This is a genomic window from Polynucleobacter sp. HIN7, assembly GCF_030297595.1.
Classification (GTDB): Bacteria; Pseudomonadota; Gammaproteobacteria; order Burkholderiales; family Burkholderiaceae; genus Polynucleobacter.
The window spans coordinates 576236-591900 of sequence record NZ_AP028138.1 but is presented as its reverse complement, the minus strand read 5'-3'; the positions used below and the strand labels follow the sequence as shown (position 1 = coordinate 591900).

Genomic DNA, 15665 nt, shown 5'->3' with positions numbered 1-15665 from the left:
AAAGCGTTGCTCCTAAAATCGGGCATACTTGAATGATCAGTATTGTATTACTGGACCTTAATTTGCCTATTTTTTAATCAATCTTTATCGCAATAACCACCATGACTCTTCCGGCCAATACCCTACCTCGCATTGTTTACATCGTCTCTGATGGAACGGGTATTACCGCTGAAAACTTTAGTCAATCGATCCTAGCTCAGTTCGAGGCTAGCTTTCGACAGGTTCGTATTCCTTTTGTGGATACCATCGATAAAGCGCATGACGCGGTATCTCAAATTAATGGCACCGATCCCAAGTATGGCCAAGCGATTGTTTTTACCACCCTTGTCAATCCAGAGGTAAACCAGATCGTTGGGCAAGCCAAAGCTTTAGTGCTTGATATGTTCCAAACCTTTGTGGCACCCCTTGAACAAACGCTAGGAATGCGCTCAACCCATGCAATCAATCGCCTGCATCACAATGCTGATACGGATGCTTATAAAAACCGGATTGAAGCGATTAACTATTCCTTAGCCCATGACGATGGCCAGTCCAATCAAAATCTGGTCGATGCGAATGTAATTCTGGTGGGCGTATCTCGGGTTGGTAAAACACCAACTAGCCTTTATTTGGCGATGCAGTATGGATTAAAGGCAGCCAACTACCCCTTAATCCCCGAAGATTTTGAGCGCGGCCAGCTGCCCAAAGATCTTCTCTCTCATAAACAAAAGATTTTTGGTTTAACGATCGACCCCGAACGCCTCTCTGAGATCCGGAATGAACGCCGGCCGGGAAGTAACTATGCCAAGCTAGAAAACTGTCGATATGAGATTAATGAAGCCACTGCCATGATGCGACGCGAGTCCATTCCATGGGTCTCGACCACTAGCAAATCAATTGAAGAGATTGCAACCACCATCCTTCAGGCCATTCGTTCTGATAAAACCATCCTTGGCTAGCAAGGCTCAGGAATTAAATTGCCCTCGGGCCCGCAGGGTTTCATACAAACAAATGGCGGCGGTGCTCGCCACATTTAAAGACTCCAGCTGTGGATTTTGGGGAACCCGAATTGGAGTGGCTTGTCCCAAGAGCTCTGGGGAGACCCCTTGTCCCTCATTACCAAATACCCAAGCAACCGGCTTTTGTAGACGCGCTTCAATAGAGTACAGTGAGCGCTCGGCAGTCATGGTCGTTGCCAATAAGGGTGCCTCAATATTACTGGTCACATCATCGATGCTTTGTGCCTCATAAAAAGTCAGGTAACGATGTGCTCCCATGGCCGCACGAAGCACCTTCGGCGACCAAATATGGGCGGTTCCAACCGTACACACAATTTGATTGAAATTACAAGCTAAAGCGGTACGCAAAATCGTTCCGACATTCCCAGCATCCTGAATAGCATCCAGAATTACAGTATCACCGAGCAGATTCTTTGCAGTAGACTTTGGAGATTCAAGGCGAACTAAGCCCATGATTTGCGGAGCATGCTCTAGCTCGCTGATAGAGGACCATAAAGACTCATCAAGCAGCTGGATCTCAACTTCTGGGCATTGCTCACAATGAGCATCAATAATCGCTGCAATCTCTGTATTTGCGAGTGCTGATGGAGTAGTCAGGATGCTCTGTAAACGCGGGTCGCCTTGCCAGACTTGGAGTAAATGGATGCCTTCCATGACCGCAAGCTGAAACTCCTGGCGAGCCCTCTGCCCCTTGCTACCCGCTTGCTGAAGCTGACGAATGCGCTTGAGTAAATGATTTTCTTTAGAAGAAATAACACCCTTGGAGTTATGCATTGATGAGCTCCCGTACTGGCCCAAAGGAGCGTCGATGATCCGCGCATGGGCCATAGTGTTTAAGGGCTGCAATATGGGCCTCGGTGGGATAGCCCATATGCTGATTAAAGCCATATTGAGGAAATTGTTCATGCAGGATTTGCATCTGTTGATCGCGATGCACTTTAGCCAAGATCGATGCAGCTGAAATGGCCGGCTCTTTTGCGTCTCCCTGAATAATTGCACGCGCTGGTATAGGTAGGGATGGGCAACGATTACCATCGATGAGCGCTTCGCTTGGCCACTCACCCATTCGATCAACTAGGGACTGTATCGCTCGTTGCATGGCTAACATGGTCGCTTGCAAGATATTGAGCTCATCAATCTCTTGGGGGGATGCTTCGCCAATACCCCAAGCCCTTGCCCTTGACACAATTTCAGCATAAAGCACTTCACGCTTGGCAGGGCTTAACTTTTTTGAGTCTTTAAGTCCAATAATGGGTTGCCGGGGATCCAGTACGACCGCTCCAGCGACAACTGCACCAACCAATGGACCGCGCCCCGCTTCATCAACTCCGCAAATCCAAATACTCATGGTGAACTATGCTCTCTCACGCAGGGTTTGTTCAACCGCTTGAGCTACCAAAAGCCCTGTTGGCCTTTTCAGTATCCGATGCAGCTCTTCAAAACGCTTTTGAAGTTTTTGAACGGCTGCGGGGTGGCTCAGCCAATGCATCACTTCACGAGCCAAGGCCTCAGGCTTGGCTGCATCTTGTAAAAGCTCGGGCACCACAAACTCGCCACACAGAATATTAGGCAAACCCACGTATGGCAAGTACCCTTGTCGTTTCATAATCTGGGCAGTTAGCCAAGGCACCTTATATGAAATCACCATGGGTTTTTTCCAAAGCGCCGCTTGTAGGGTTGCGGTCCCGCTGGCGATCAAGACCACATCGGCAGCGGCTAATGCCAGGTTAGCATCTCCGTCCAATAGGATCAATTGGACATCGGGATGACTGGCTAGGAGTTGCTGCTGTAAACGCTCAATGGCAGGTCGTAAATGAGGTGCGGCAATAGGAAGAACAAAATGAACCTTCTGGCCCTCCAATTGCTTTGCAAGAATGGCAATGGTCTCAAAAAATAGTGGGCCGATTAACTCAATCTCCGACTGACGACTGCCTGGTAACACCGCAATGGTGATGCCATCAATACCTAAATCGTTCTTTGCTGCAGCTTGATCCACAATTTCTGGGATCTCGCTGGCTAAGGGGTGGCCAACATAGCTTGCAGCAATTCCAGCCTTCTCATAAATCTCTGGCTCAAATGGAAACAGGCACAGAACCCGATCGACCGCGCGAGCAATTTTATGAATGCGGCCACCTCGCCAAGCCCAAATGGATGGGGAAACTAAATGAAGCGTTGGGACTCCATGCTGCTTTAAGCGGGTCTCGACCCCCAGATTAAAGTCAGGTGCATCAATGCCTAGAAAGATATCAGGCCGCTCGACCTTTAAAAGATAGTGCAGCAACTCGGAGCGTAATCGCAAAATAGCAGGCAGTTGCGCAAGCGCTTCAACGTATCCACGCACACTTAAGGTCTCCATCGGCCAACGGGAGATAAAACCTTCTGCTTGCATAGCAGGCCCGCCAATCCCAAACATCCTAAGATCGCGAGTGTACGGTATTTGCTTTAGGGCTGAAAGCGCAGGGGCTGCGATTAAATCCCCAGACGGCTCTCCTGCAACACAAGCCAGACTCGGCAAAATCAGTTACCGGATAATGCCGCGACTAGAGGCGGCTAAGAATTGATGAAACTGAAGCAAGGCTTCTTGGGTTTTGACATCCGCTTGCTGCTTTGCCATGGCGTCGATCGCAACTTTTGCCTCTTCAAAACTCAGCCCATCTTTGTATAAAACCTTATAGGCATTACGGAGCTCCATAATCGCCTCCGGTAAATAGCCGCGGCGCTTTAAGCCCTCGACATTGATTCCATGGGGTCCAGCTTTATCGCCCGCCGCCATCACAAATGGGGGGATATCTTGTACAAGTGCCGAGGCCCCACCTAACATCGCATGCGCCCCAATACGAACAAACTGATGAACACCCGACATTCCACCCAGAATCGCCCAATCTCCTACTTCAACATGCCCGGCAATTTGGGCGTTACTTGAGAAGATGGTGTGATTACCAATTTGGCAATCATGCGCAATATGTACATAAGCCATGATCCAATTGTCATTGCCAATTCGGGTGATGCCCTGATCTTGCGCAGTACCCGTATGAATGGTCGTGAACTCCCGAATCGTATTGCGGTCACCAATGATCAATTGGGTTGGCTCACCACGGTATTTCATGTCCTGCGGTTCGCCGCCGATGGCTGCAAAGTGACCAATCCGATTATCTTGTCCAAGACTTGTATGCCCTTCAATCACGGAATGCGAACCAACCGTGCAACCTGAACCCATGGTGACATGAGGCCCAATCACAGCATAAGGTCCAATAACGACGTTATCGGCTAATTGCGCCTTGGAATCAACGATGGCACTTGCATGGATTGTGGCCATTACACACTCTTCTTTCGAACCGCACAGGTAATGGATGCCTCAGCTGCTAATTCATCTTGGACGGTCGCTTTAACCTGAAACTTATAAATACCAGCCTTACCGCGCTCAAATGTAGCGTGCATGATGAGCTGATCACCAGGTAATACGATCCGTTTAAAACGCGCGCCATCGATTCCTGCAAAGTAATACACATCCTCTGGGTCATGCTCTTCGGAAAATGTTAAGAGTGCCGCGGTTTGAGCCAGTGCTTCAATAATGAGAACACCTGGCATCACCGGAAAGTCTGGAAAATGACCCTGAAAGAATGGCTCATTCATCGTGACATTTTTCAATGCCTTGATGGTTTTTCCGGGATCTAACTCAATGACCCGATCGACCAACAAAAATGGATATCGATGGGGGAGTAGTTTCAGAATCTTGTGAATATCAATCACTGCTTGACTCATAGCATGTCCATAAAAGTTACTAATCGGGTTTACTAACCGAATCGGATGCTTTGCCTTCAAGGCTTCGAATCCGCTCCCGTATTTTATCCAGTCCGCGCAAAATCGCTGCATTTCGCTCCCAGGCGGAATGGGGCATGGAAGGAAAAACACCGGTAATGTGTGTACCGGGCTCCGTTATAGAACGAATCACGGGGGTGCCGCCCGATACGGTGGTGCGGTCTGCAATCTGAAGATGACCGGCAAAGTTCGCATTGCCACCGATCACACAATAATTACCAATGGTGGTGCTGCCAGCAATGGCGGCACAACCAGCAATCACGGTATGAACACCAATTACTACGTTGTGCGCAATTTGGACTTGATTGTCGATCTTACAGCCATCCCCAATCGTGGTGTTCGCCATTGCACCACGATCAATCGTCGTGCAGGCCCCCACTTCAACATCCTGACCAATCTTTACCCCACCCGTTTGTGGGATTTTGAGCCATTGACCACCATGTGATGAAAAGTCAGGGGCAAAGCCAAAACCATCAGCCCCTATCACGGCACCGCTATGAATAATGCAACGATCGCCAATTGTGCAATCGTGATAAATCGTGACGTTGGGGTAAATGAGGCAATCATCACCTAATGTAGTGCCCTCACCAATACTAATTTGACCCAGAAGAACCACACGCTCTCCTAAACGAACACCGGGGCCAATTTGCACAAAGGGTCCAATATGGCATGAGGCAGGTATCACGGCCGTTTTATCCACGACCGCCATCGGACTAGTTCCTGGGGGGTGGATTGGAGCACTTTGCTTTGCAAACCACTGCGCCATCTTAGCGAAGCTGGCATAAGGATTTTTTGATACCAGATAACTTGTCTTTGTAGTCTGAGCGCGCCCTTGCAGGAACTTTAGGTCTGCTTCACTGACGATTAATGCACCCGCACTACTATCAAGTGCCTGTTGGCGATAGAGAGGGTTCGATAAAAAAGAGAGCTCGTCAGATTGGGCTCGCTCAAGCGGAGCAAGCCCACGCAATAATCGGGAACCATCCCCCACCAAGCTAACTTGAAATTGTTCGGCTAGCTCGATGGCAGTTGGCATGTGAATTACTTCAGATTATTTAATACCCTGATAACCTCATCGGTCACATCAAGTCTTGGATTGAGGTACGCTGGGGGTTCTTGAAAAATCACGTCGATCTTACGCTGTTCAGCCACCTGCCGAATGGCAAGATTAGCCTTTTCAGCAATTTTTGCTCGCTCTTCCGCATTACGTTGATTGGCATCATCGTTTAACTCGCGATTCTTGCGTTGCAACTCACGGTCAAAGTCGGCCAACTCCCTCTGCTTGCGAATTCTTTCAGCCTCAGGCATCACGGCAGCCTCTTTATCTAATTTCTCAGCAGCGGCTTTAATTTTCTGAGCACCATCCCGAATTTCATTCTGACGTTTCGCAAACTCATTTTGCAAACGTGATTGGGCTGCTTTTGCCATATTGGACTCAACAAAAATCTTTTCGGCATTCACAAACGCAATGCGAGGAGCAGTCTCTTGGGCAAAAGCAACAGAACAAATACCCGTTAAGAATGCAGTTATAGCTAATTTAGACCCTTTGGTCATTAATCCCTGAATCATCATCATTTTCCTTACAATTAAAACGCTGTACCCACTTGGAACTGCAATCTTTGGATTCTATCAGTAGGCTGTGCATTTACCGGTATGCCGTAGCTAAATTTTAATGGTCCCAATGGGGAAATCCAAGACAAGCCAACACCGTAAGAGTATTTCAGGACTAAATTGATATCCTGAAAGGCATTACCGCCGTCCGCAAAGGTAAAGAGGCGCAAGGTTTTGTCTGCCCCCGAACCCGGGACTGGGAAGGTGTACTCCACATTGGTGACGATCTTCGATTGACCGCCAGTAGGCAAGAAGGTGCCGGTTGTGGTGTTGAAATAAGTTGGACCTAAGGAACCCGGGGCATAACCCCTAACTGATCCAATACCGCCAACGAAATAGTTCTTGGTAATGGGGTATGGCTTATTACCGTAGGCTTCTCCATACCCAACCTCGCCATTAAAAGACAAGATATTACCTTTAGAAAATGAGTGATATTGCTGATATTGGGCATTTAACTGATAGTACAGAAGATTGCCCAATGGTGTTCCAACCTCTGCAGACAAGCGTTGCAAAGAACCTTTTGATGGAATGAGTGCGCTATCACGACCATCACGCGCCCAGCCCACATTCACTGGAATATTGTAGGTTTGCAAACGACTGGGGATGGTTTGACCCCAATCCTGTACATAGGTTTGGTAGGGTTGCGGGGTATTTTGAGTGACGTAAATATCAAAAAACTCGAGCGCCGTTCCATAGAACACCCGATCAACCTCAGTGTAAGGCACCCCAAACTTTAAGTTAGTACCAAAAGACTTAATCTGATAGTCAGGATCACCCACGTAATACAGCGGCTTATTGGAGCGATAGAAAAAGTCGGTGTAACGACTAATACCATCCTCAGTAAAATAAGGGTCAAATTGTGATAGTGCCAAGGATTGATTAATTTTACCGAGCGAGAAATTAAGACCAATACTGGTTCCAGTTCCAAATGCATTCTCTTGGTTAATACCAGCGGTCAGGATCAATTTTTCAGTAGAAGAAAATCCAGCACCAATCGAAATCGCACCCGTTGGCTTTTCCTCAACCTTCACGTTCACATCGACTTGATCGGGGGAGCCGGGAACATCGGAAGTGGTGATTTCACTATCCTTTACATAGCCGGTTCGACCAATCCGCTCCTTCGAAATTCGGATCTTTTCACTATCAAACCAGGCACTCTCAAACTGTCGCATTTCTCGCCGAATTACCAGATCCCGTGTCTTTGAGTTCCCTGTGATTTCGACTTTGCGCACATACACGCGCCGACCGGCATCAATGACCAGCGTAATATCCACCTCGTTTAAATCACGTCGGATATCGGGCTGCGGATTAATCACCGCAAAGGCATAGCCATACGAACCTAACTTCTCAGCAATGGCCTTGGTACTTTCCGCTAGTTTTGCAGAGGAGAAAGTATCGCCAGCTTTGATCTTCAATAGAGACTGGAACTCTTTTTCCTTGCCTAGCAATTCCCCAGCAAGACTAATGTTCTTGACTGTAAATTTATTGCCTTCACGAATACTGATGGTTAGATAGATATCGCGCTTATCGGGGGTAATAGAAACCTGGGTGGATTCAATCACAAACTCGAGATAGCCCCGATTGAGGTAATACGAACGAATGGTCTCGAGGTCAGCGGTTAGCTTTTGCTTTGAGTACAAATTATCTTTGGAGTACCACGATAACCAACCACCGGTTTGAAGCTGCATCTGACTGCGCAAAGTACTCTCACTAAATACCTTATTGCCGATGAAATTAATCTCTTTAATCTTGGCCACTGGTCCTTCATCAATATTGAAGAAGATCGCCACTTGATTGCGAGCTCCTGGTGTAACCGTTGTAACCACCTCAGCAGCAAACAATCCCTTACTCACATATTGACGCTTGAGCTCCTGCTCTGCTTTATCAATTAAGGCTTTGTCATAAAAACGTGCGTCAGCTACCCCGACGCTTCGCAATGATTTGCGGACCACTTCAGGGTCAAACTCCTTCATACCCGTGAACTCAATACGAGAAATCGTGGGGCGCTCGTCCACAATCACAATTAAGACATCACCTTGCGCCTGAATCTGAACATCCCGAAAAAATCCAGTGGCATACAAGGCTTTAATTGAATCAGCAGCCTTTTCAGGGGTAAAACGCTCACCCACCTGAACAGGGAGATAACTAAATACCGTACCAGGCTCAACCCGCTGTAAACCCTCAATCCGAATGTCTTTGACGATAAATGAGTCCGCAGCCAATGCTGACTGAGTCAATCCTGCATTGGCCAACAAAATGATGCAAAAGCACGAGGCTAAATATTGCATCAGGCGGTTAGGAAATGACGAAAAACGGATCATGAAGACAGAAATAAGCGTTGTAGATCGTTAAATACAGCAAATAGTGTGAGCGCAATAATTAATATAAAGCCAAAACGCTGGAAAACCGCTTGCAACTGAGTGGATAAGCGCTTTCCAGAGACCAACTCCCATGCATCATACAGGAGCTGACCACCGTCCAGCATTGGTAAAGGGATGAGGTTTAGCAATCCAATACTAATACTGAGAAGTGCTAGAAAAGAAACGAAGGATTGCCAGCCAAACTGGGCCGATTTGCCCGCCATATCGGCAATACTAATCGGACCACTTAGCTGTTTTAAGGAGGTCTCCCCGGTAATTAAGCCAATCATCATTCGGGTCGAGACTTTGGTAATCAACCAAACCCGTTCACTGGCATAAATCAGGGAATCGATTGGGCCGAGCTGGAGCTCAAACCATGTAGATTCTCCCTCGGAATCTTTACCTGGAATGGGTAGAATGCCCAAACGAGCAAAGGGGTCTGTTCCCGGTGACAGACGAGGCAGAGCATCTGCCTTAAATTCCACGATGTGGCGCTTACCAGACTCCGCCTCCAGCTCCAATGAGAAGCCACGCTCCGCAGTGATTGCATCCAATAAACGCCAGCGTAAATCATTCCAGCTCACAATTGGTATAAATTCGTCATCGCCTGCAGTCTTCCAAGCCAAAATCTCATCACCCTTTTCCATATCCAACTGGGCTGCCATGGTTTGCTCAGCAGGCGCCTGTATTTGTGCAGGTAATTGGGGTACGCCATTGATATAGATGAACGCCAGCAGAATGATTGCCAATAAGAAGTTCGCTAGCGGACCGGCAGCCACAATGAAGGAACGCTGCCATAAGGGCTGGTTATCAAAGGCTACGGCTTGCTCTTCAGCTGATATCTGCTGCTCCGAATCACGTCCATCCAAAAGCTTCACATAGCCGCCCAAAGGAATCGCGGCAATGACCCATTCGGTTCCAGATTTTGATTTCAGAGTTAGAAGTGGCTTGCCAAAGCCAACTGCAAACCGCAGCACCTTCACCCCGCACATCCGAGCGGCGCTGTAATGACCAAATTCATGAAAACTCACCAAGATCCCAATGGTGATTAAGAAATAAAGAAGTGTTGAAATCGCTTCCATGTTTATTGGCGTGCAATCCAATCGCTGGTTTTGAGGCGAGCCTCTCGATCAACCGTTAGAACCTCATCCAAGGATCCTGCCTTTTGGCCGGGAAACTGATTAAGCGCGAACTCAACAGCCTGCGCAATTTTTAGGTATGGCAAGCGGCCTTCTAAAAATGCAGCGACGGCAATCTCATTCGCGGCATTTAGAACCGTGGGGCTTGCCCCCCCTTGCCTTGCAGCAGCAAAGGCAAGACCTAAGCATGGAAAACGCAAAAGATCAGGTTCGGTAAAGTGCAAACCGGATAACTGAGTCAAATTGAGAGGCGCAACACCAGCATCAATGCGATTAGGCCAAGCCAAGCCAAATGCAATGGGTGTGCGCATATCTGGCTGTCCGAGCTGAGCCATGACCGAGCCATCTCGATAGCGCACCATCGAATGCACCACACTCTCCGGATGAATGAGCACCTTAATTTGCTCGAGGGGCAATCCAAATAACCAATGCGCCTCGATTACCTCAAGGCCTTTGTTCATCATGGTTGCAGAATCAACTGAAATTTTGCGACCCATTACCCAATTTGGATGAGCGCATGCCTGATCTGGCGTGATATTAGCCAACTGATCAATTGGGGTATTCCGAAAGGGTCCACCAGAAGCCGTTAACCAAATTTCCTCAACCCCCAAACGTTCTTTCGTGCTCGAAGTATTTTTTGGACTGGTAAAGTGCGGCGGCAAGCACTGAAAAATTGCATTGTGTTCACTATCGATTGGCAACAACTCTGCGCCGCCTCGGATTGCGGCATTCATAAAAATATCTCCGGCCATCACTAGAGATTCTTTATTCGCAAGCAGTACCCGCTTACCGAGCTCAGCCGCGCGTAAGGTGGGCAAAAGACCCGCAGCACCAACAATAGCCGCCATCACGGTATCGCAGTCGCTCTCTGAGACTGCGGCAATGAGACCCGCCTCACCATGATGCACAGCAATCGTTAGTCCTTTACCTTCGAGTAATTCTTTTAGGGTGTTGGCATCAGGGGCCGAGTGAACCACTGCGATCTTGGGTCTGAACTCCAAGCACTGCTCTGCCAAACGTTCAATTTGCCGACCAGCAGTGAGTGCGCTTACCCTAAATTGATCACGATGAGCCCGAACCACATCAAGCGTATTCATCCCGATTGATCCGGTAGATCCTAAAATACAGAGATTACGGGCGATAGGGTCGTGCATAAGCAAAGTCTTTTTTTAGCTTCTCACTATTATCGAGAATAATGCAGCAATTGGCATGACCGGCAGTAAAGCATCGACACGATCCAAAAATCCACCATGCCCTGGTAATAAATGGCTGCTGTCCTTTACTTTTGCGATCCGCTTGAGTTGCGACTCAAATAGATCTCCCATAATGCTGTAAGCCACCAAAACTGCAGTCATGAGAAGCATCCAGCCCCAGCCCCATTTCGACTGAAACGACCCAAACAGGGTATCGTTCACCGGTAAATAGTGTGCGCAGCCGATGGCGTAACCTAAGCATAGGGCTAAGCCACCGAGAGCCCCTTCCACAGACTTACCTGGACTAATTTGGCTTGCAAGCTTTCGTCGACCAAAGGACTTGCCAACAAAATAGGCGCCAATATCAGCGAGCCAAACTAATATCAATGCGCTTAATAACCACCCCAAGCCGATTTCACGAAGCAAATCCAAAGATAGCCATGCGCTCGGCAAAATAATGAACCCAAGAACGCTAAAAATAAATCGCCACCGTGACAGCGAAAGATGAATCCCTTGGGACAAGATCATTGGCATGCCAATGATCCAAAACGCAAGCGCGATACTCAGTAATGCGATTTCTACCGCAGGGATTGCAAAGAGCCACAGGAAAAGAACAACCATGGCGCACGCCAGTGCATAAAAATAGGCTGCATACGATGCATTGGGAGCAATCAAGCGACTCCACTCCCAAGCCGCTGCCACTAGGATTAATAAAAATAATCCGGAGAGATAGATTGGGGGTAGCAAAAACAATACTGGCAACAAAATGGCCAGCATGATGACGGCAGTTACGATCCGAGTTTTAAGCATGCCAATTAGACGGCATCGGAGAGGGAAATGGGGTTGGACCCTTCCGCCAGCTGGGCACTGGTGCGACCAAAGCGACGCTCCCGCTGGGCATACCAAAGAAATGCTTTTTGTAATTCAGCGGCATCAAAGTCTGGCCAAAGAATATCTGTGAAATACAGTTCGGTATATGCCAATTGCCACAAGAGGAAATTACTAACCCGCTGCTCACCACCCGTACGAATAAATAAATCAGGCTCGGGTGCATAGGCCATCGAAAGATGGGGGGCCAACCACTCCTCAGAAATGCCATCTGGATCAAGATGTGGGTTTTGCGCGAGTGCTTTTTGCATCGCTTGCAAGATATCCCAGCGCCCACCGTAATTAGCGGCAATCGTCAGGGTTAGGCGATTGCAATCTTTCGTTTTTTCTTCCGAGAACTCGACCATTTCGGTAATCGCACTTCCAAAGCGACTAAGGTCACCAATCATCTTCAGACGAATATTATTTTCAGCAAGGCGAGCAACCTCTTTACGAAGGGATTTCAGAAAGAGTTTTGTTAAAAATCCCACTTCCTCAGGAGGTCTACGCCAGTTCTCTGAACTGAAGGCAAATAAGGTCAGATATTCAACGTTTTGCTTGACGCACTCCTCAACCACCTTACGTACCGCCTCAAGCCCTTCTGAATGCCCAGCTACGCGCGGCATAAATCGTTTAGTTGCCCAACGACCATTGCCATCCATGATGATGGCTACATGCCTGGGAACACTACCAACGGCAGGAACTGCAAGCGTAGAGCTGGTAGCTGCTTGGGTCATGTGACCAAATCATGACGGTTAAACCGTCATGATTTCCTTTTCCTTCTCAATGACCAATTTATCCACATCCGCCACAAATTTATCGGTCAGTTTCTGGATCTCATCCTGAGCACGACGCTCATCATCCTCAGAGATTTCTTTGTCTTTGGTTAAGCGCTTTAAATGCTCATTGGCATCACGTCGCAAATTCCGAATTGCTACTTTAGTCTCTTCGCCTTCTGCTTTCACGACTTTGGTCAGCTCTTTGCGACGCTCCTCAGTTAAGGGGGGCATTGGCACTCGAATCACCGTACCCTGAGTTGCAGGATTTAGACCGAGGTCTGATTCGCGAATCGCTTTCTCAACTACCGCGACCATATTTTTTTCCCATGGGGTCACATTAATGGTGCGCGCATCGGCTAGCCCTAGATTAGCCACTTGCGAGATTGGCGTGGGATTACCGTAATAATCCACCATTAGGTGCTCCAAAATACCAGGGTTGGCACGACCCGTTCTGATTTTTGCGAGATTAGCTTTAAATGCCTCAATTGACTTTTGCATTTTTTGATCTGCATTGGTCTTTATTTGTCCAGCCGACATGCCACTCTCCTTTTAAACGTGAACTAGGGTACCTTCTGGCTCGCCCCGCACAACACTTAATAATGCACCTGGTTTTAAGATCGAAAACACGCGGATAGGTAATTTTCGATCGCGGCATAAAGCAAATGCAGTTGCATCCATCACCTGAAGATTTTTGATGAGGCACTCATCAAAAGTAATAGTGGAATACAACGTTGCACTTGGATCTTTATTAGGATCGCTGCTGTAGATGCCATCCACCTTAGTTGCTTTGAGCATCACCTCGACACCCATTTCCGCGGCACGCAATGCGGCTGCAGTATCAGTTGTAAAGAATGGGTTACCGGTACCAGCAGCAAAGATCACAACCTTGCCCTCTTTCATGGCTCGAATGGCTCGCGGCCGAATATAAGGCTCGACCACTTGATCCATTCGCAAAGCAGACTGCACTCTTGCCTCAACGCCTTTTTGTCTTAGCGCATCTTGTAATGCCAATGAGTTCATCATGGTAGCTAACATCCCCATGTAATCAGCGGTGGCCCGATCCATCCCGGCTGCGCCACCGGCTACACCACGAAAGATATTGCCGCCACCAATCACGATGGCGATTTCAACGCCCAATTGAACCACCTCAGCGATTTCGGTGACCATGGAATCAATCGTTTTCGGATTGATTCCATAGGCATCATCACCCATTAGGGCCTCGCCCGATAACTTCAGTAGAACGCGTTGATATCCCGGCATATACCTTAGGCAGTTGCCTTTGCAGCAGCAACCTGAGCAGCTACTTCTGCAGCAAAGTCATCTTGACGCTTTTCAATTCCTTCGCCGACAACATAAAGGGTGAAGGATTTAATCGTCGTATTGGCTGCTTTTAGCATTTGCTCAACGGTTTGCTTGTCGTTCTTTACAAAAGCTTGGTTCAATAAAGAGACTTCCTTTAAATACTTTTGAACCGAACCCTCAACCATTTTGGCAGCGATATCAGCTGGCTTGCCAGACTCCAAAGCCTTTTGCTCAGCAATCTTACGCTCGGTTGCAATATTTTCTGCGGGAACGTCAGCAGTCGATAGAGAAACAGGCTTCATTGCGGCAATGTGCATGGCGACATCTTTCGCTGCTGTTGCATCACCCTCATACTCCACCATCACACCGATTCGGTTGCCATGAAGATAAGAAACCAATTGGCCACCACCAGCAAAACGTTTGAAGCGGCGGGGGTTCATGTTCTCACCGATCTTTCCGATCAATTCGGTGCGCACAGCCTCGACAGGCTTACCATTAAGTTCTAAAGCGGCCAAAGCGGCGACATCTGCGGGATTTTTCTCGGCAACCAGCTTGGCGCAGCCATTACTAAATGCCAAGAAGTCATCGTTTTTGGATACAAAATCAGTCTCGCAGTTCACTTCCAATAAAGCCCCGGTTGCTCCATCAATATGGGAAACAATTACACCCTCTGCTGCAATCCGTGATGCAGCTTTACTAGCCTTGCTTCCCAACTTCACACGCAGGATCTCTTCGGCTTTAGCTAAATCACCATCGGCTTCCGTTAATGCTTTTTTGCACTCCATCATGGGAGCGTCGGTTTTGGCGCGGAGTTCGCCAACCATTGCTGCGGTAATCGCGGGCATCAGTCTTCCTTCCCTTCTTCAACAAACTCTTCTTCGCCCTCTTTAACAGACTCGAGGACTTGCTGTACCGCATTTGCTTTACCTTCTAGGATGGCATCTGCAATACCGCGAACATAAAGAATGACTGCTTTACTCGAGTCATCGTTACCCGGAATAATGTAATCAACGCCCTCTGGTGAGTGATTGGTATCCACTACGGCAATCACAGGAATACCCAATTTGTTGGCTTCGGTAATTGCAATTTTGTGATAGCCCACATCCACAACAAAAATAGCATCCGGTACACCGTTGAGGTCTTGAATACCACCAAGTGATTTTTGTAACTTATCAAACTCACGCTCATTGGTGAGGGCATCTTTTTTCGAGAGCTTCTCCCAATCGCCCGCCTCTTTTGCAGCGGCCATATCTTTTAAGCGCTTGATCGAACCCTTTACCGTTTTGAAATTGGTCAGGGTGCCTCCAAGCCAACGGCTATCAACATAAGGCATACCTGCACGAGTTGCCTCTTGGGCAATAATTTCGCGAGACTGGCGCTTAGTACCAACAAAGAGAATTGTGCCGCGGTTGGCAGCTACCTGACGCACAAATTTCAGGGCATCCTGAAACATGGGCAAGGTCTTCTCTAAATTAATGATATGAATTTTGTTGCGATGACCAAAAATGTAAGGGGCCATCTTGGGGGACCAGAAGCGCGTTTGGTGGCCAAAATGGCACCCAGCTTCCAGCATTTCACGCATTGTCACTGACATTAC

Annotated in this window: 17 protein-coding genes; 1 reads left to right on the top strand and 16 read right to left on the bottom strand. The window is 48.0% G+C overall.

Features of this window, described 5'->3' with window-relative positions; all coding sequences use genetic code 11:
• The first annotated feature begins 101 nt into the window (after positions 1 to 101).
• Positions 102 to 938: a posphoenolpyruvate synthetase regulatory kinase/phosphorylase PpsR gene (gene ppsR, locus QUE64_RS03050; protein ID WP_286225859.1), complete on the top strand. Its 837-nt coding sequence runs from the start codon at positions 102 to 104 to the stop codon at positions 936 to 938.
• 6 nt (positions 939 to 944) lie between these two features.
• Here ppsR and QUE64_RS03045 read toward each other — a convergent pair whose 3' ends face one another.
• From QUE64_RS03045 to rpsB, 16 genes are read right to left on the bottom strand one after another with little or no spacing between them, the layout of a single operon-like run.
• Positions 945 to 1772, bottom strand: a complete 828-nt coding sequence (locus tag QUE64_RS03045) for a TrmH family RNA methyltransferase (RefSeq protein ID WP_286225858.1) — start codon at positions 1770 to 1772, stop codon at positions 945 to 947.
• Positions 1765 to 2346: a ribonuclease HII gene (rnhB, locus tag QUE64_RS03040; protein ID WP_286225857.1), complete on the bottom strand. Its 582-nt coding sequence runs from the start codon at positions 2344 to 2346 to the stop codon at positions 1765 to 1767. Before rnhB ends, QUE64_RS03045 begins: the two co-directional genes overlap by 8 nt.
• A gap of 6 nt (positions 2347 to 2352) precedes the next feature.
• Positions 2353 to 3513 carry a lipid-A-disaccharide synthase gene (lpxB, locus tag QUE64_RS03035; RefSeq protein WP_286225856.1) on the bottom strand — a complete coding sequence of 387 codons (1161 nt, stop codon included), beginning with the start codon at positions 3511 to 3513 and terminating at the stop codon, positions 2353 to 2355.
• 6 nt (positions 3514 to 3519) lie between these two features.
• Positions 3520 to 4314, bottom strand: a complete 795-nt coding sequence (gene lpxA / locus QUE64_RS03030) for an acyl-ACP--UDP-N-acetylglucosamine O-acyltransferase (protein ID WP_286225855.1) — start codon at positions 4312 to 4314, stop codon at positions 3520 to 3522.
• Complete coding sequence (gene fabZ / locus QUE64_RS03025) at positions 4314 to 4760, bottom strand: 3-hydroxyacyl-ACP dehydratase FabZ (protein ID WP_286224339.1); 447 nt, start codon at positions 4758 to 4760, stop codon at positions 4314 to 4316. Before fabZ ends, lpxA begins: the two co-directional genes overlap by 1 nt.
• Positions 4761 to 4779: 19 nt before the next feature.
• The gene (lpxD, locus tag QUE64_RS03020; protein WP_286225854.1) at positions 4780 to 5853 is read right to left on the bottom strand and encodes a UDP-3-O-(3-hydroxymyristoyl)glucosamine N-acyltransferase; all 1074 of its coding nucleotides are present in this window, start codon (positions 5851 to 5853) and stop codon (positions 4780 to 4782) included.
• A gap of 5 nt (positions 5854 to 5858) precedes the next feature.
• Entirely contained in the window at positions 5859 to 6392 is a 534-nt protein-coding gene (locus QUE64_RS03015) for an OmpH/Skp family outer membrane protein (RefSeq protein WP_286225853.1), read from the bottom strand.
• An 11-nt stretch (positions 6393 to 6403) separates the two neighbouring features.
• Positions 6404 to 8716: an outer membrane protein assembly factor BamA gene (gene bamA, locus QUE64_RS03010; RefSeq protein ID WP_286225852.1), complete on the bottom strand. Its 2313-nt coding sequence runs from the start codon at positions 8714 to 8716 to the stop codon at positions 6404 to 6406.
• A gap of 29 nt (positions 8717 to 8745) precedes the next feature.
• A complete protein-coding gene (locus QUE64_RS03005; protein ID WP_286225851.1) occupies positions 8746 to 9870 on the bottom strand; it encodes a M50 family metallopeptidase in 1125 nt (374 codons plus the stop codon).
• Between the two features lie 2 nt (positions 9871 to 9872).
• Positions 9873 to 11081 carry a 1-deoxy-D-xylulose-5-phosphate reductoisomerase gene (gene ispC, locus QUE64_RS03000; protein ID WP_286225850.1) on the bottom strand — a complete coding sequence of 403 codons (1209 nt, stop codon included), beginning with the start codon at positions 11079 to 11081 and terminating at the stop codon, positions 9873 to 9875.
• Between the two features lie 15 nt (positions 11082 to 11096).
• On the bottom strand, positions 11097 to 11930 hold the full coding sequence (locus QUE64_RS02995) for a phosphatidate cytidylyltransferase (protein WP_286225849.1): 834 nt from the start codon (positions 11928 to 11930) through the stop codon (positions 11097 to 11099).
• A gap of 5 nt (positions 11931 to 11935) precedes the next feature.
• A complete protein-coding gene (uppS, locus tag QUE64_RS02990; protein WP_286225848.1) occupies positions 11936 to 12724 on the bottom strand; it encodes a polyprenyl diphosphate synthase in 789 nt (262 codons plus the stop codon).
• Between the two features lie 18 nt (positions 12725 to 12742).
• Complete coding sequence (gene frr, locus QUE64_RS02985) at positions 12743 to 13303, bottom strand: ribosome recycling factor (RefSeq protein WP_286225846.1); 561 nt, start codon at positions 13301 to 13303, stop codon at positions 12743 to 12745.
• A 12-nt stretch (positions 13304 to 13315) separates the two neighbouring features.
• Positions 13316 to 14026 carry a UMP kinase gene (gene pyrH / locus QUE64_RS02980; protein WP_286224330.1) on the bottom strand — a complete coding sequence of 237 codons (711 nt, stop codon included), beginning with the start codon at positions 14024 to 14026 and terminating at the stop codon, positions 13316 to 13318.
• A 5-nt stretch (positions 14027 to 14031) separates the two neighbouring features.
• Positions 14032 to 14913: a translation elongation factor Ts gene (tsf, locus tag QUE64_RS02975; RefSeq protein ID WP_286225845.1), complete on the bottom strand. Its 882-nt coding sequence runs from the start codon at positions 14911 to 14913 to the stop codon at positions 14032 to 14034.
• On the bottom strand, positions 14913 to 15662 hold the full coding sequence (gene rpsB, locus QUE64_RS02970) for a 30S ribosomal protein S2 (protein WP_286224327.1): 750 nt from the start codon (positions 15660 to 15662) through the stop codon (positions 14913 to 14915). Before rpsB ends, tsf begins: the two co-directional genes overlap by 1 nt.
• Between the last annotated feature and the right edge of the window lie 3 nt (positions 15663 to 15665).

Bases quoted from the DNA above. Each gene is read 5' to 3' on its own strand.
- ppsR (WP_286225859.1), top strand. From the start codon at position 102: ATGACTCTTCCGGCCAATACCCTACCTCGCATTGTTTACATCGTCTCT.
- QUE64_RS03045 (WP_286225858.1), bottom strand. From the start codon at position 1,772: ATGCATAACTCCAAGGGTGTTATTTCTTCTAAAGAAAATCATTTACTC.
- rnhB (WP_286225857.1), bottom strand. From the start codon at position 2,346: ATGAGTATTTGGATTTGCGGAGTTGATGAAGCGGGGCGCGGTCCATTG.
- lpxA (WP_286225855.1), bottom strand. From the start codon at position 4,314: ATGGCCACAATCCATGCAAGTGCCATCGTTGATTCCAAGGCGCAATTA.
- fabZ (WP_286224339.1), bottom strand. From the start codon at position 4,760: ATGAGTCAAGCAGTGATTGATATTCACAAGATTCTGAAACTACTCCCC.
- lpxD (WP_286225854.1), bottom strand. From the start codon at position 5,853: ATGCCAACTGCCATCGAGCTAGCCGAACAATTTCAAGTTAGCTTGGTG.
- QUE64_RS03015 (WP_286225853.1), bottom strand. From the start codon at position 6,392: ATGATGATGATTCAGGGATTAATGACCAAAGGGTCTAAATTAGCTATA.
- bamA (WP_286225852.1), bottom strand. From the start codon at position 8,716: ATGCAATATTTAGCCTCGTGCTTTTGCATCATTTTGTTGGCCAATGCA.
- QUE64_RS03005 (WP_286225851.1), bottom strand. From the start codon at position 9,870: ATGGAAGCGATTTCAACACTTCTTTATTTCTTAATCACCATTGGGATC.
- ispC (WP_286225850.1), bottom strand. From the start codon at position 11,081: ATGCACGACCCTATCGCCCGTAATCTCTGTATTTTAGGATCTACCGGA.
- QUE64_RS02995 (WP_286225849.1), bottom strand. From the start codon at position 11,930: ATGCTTAAAACTCGGATCGTAACTGCCGTCATCATGCTGGCCATTTTG.
- uppS (WP_286225848.1), bottom strand. From the start codon at position 12,724: ATGACCCAAGCAGCTACCAGCTCTACGCTTGCAGTTCCTGCCGTTGGT.
- frr (WP_286225846.1), bottom strand. From the start codon at position 13,303: ATGTCGGCTGGACAAATAAAGACCAATGCAGATCAAAAAATGCAAAAG.
- pyrH (WP_286224330.1), bottom strand. From the start codon at position 14,026: ATGCCGGGATATCAACGCGTTCTACTGAAGTTATCGGGCGAGGCCCTA.
- tsf (WP_286225845.1), bottom strand. From the start codon at position 14,913: ATGCCCGCGATTACCGCAGCAATGGTTGGCGAACTCCGCGCCAAAACC.
- rpsB (WP_286224327.1), bottom strand. From the start codon at position 15,662: ATGTCAGTGACAATGCGTGAAATGCTGGAAGCTGGGTGCCATTTTGGC.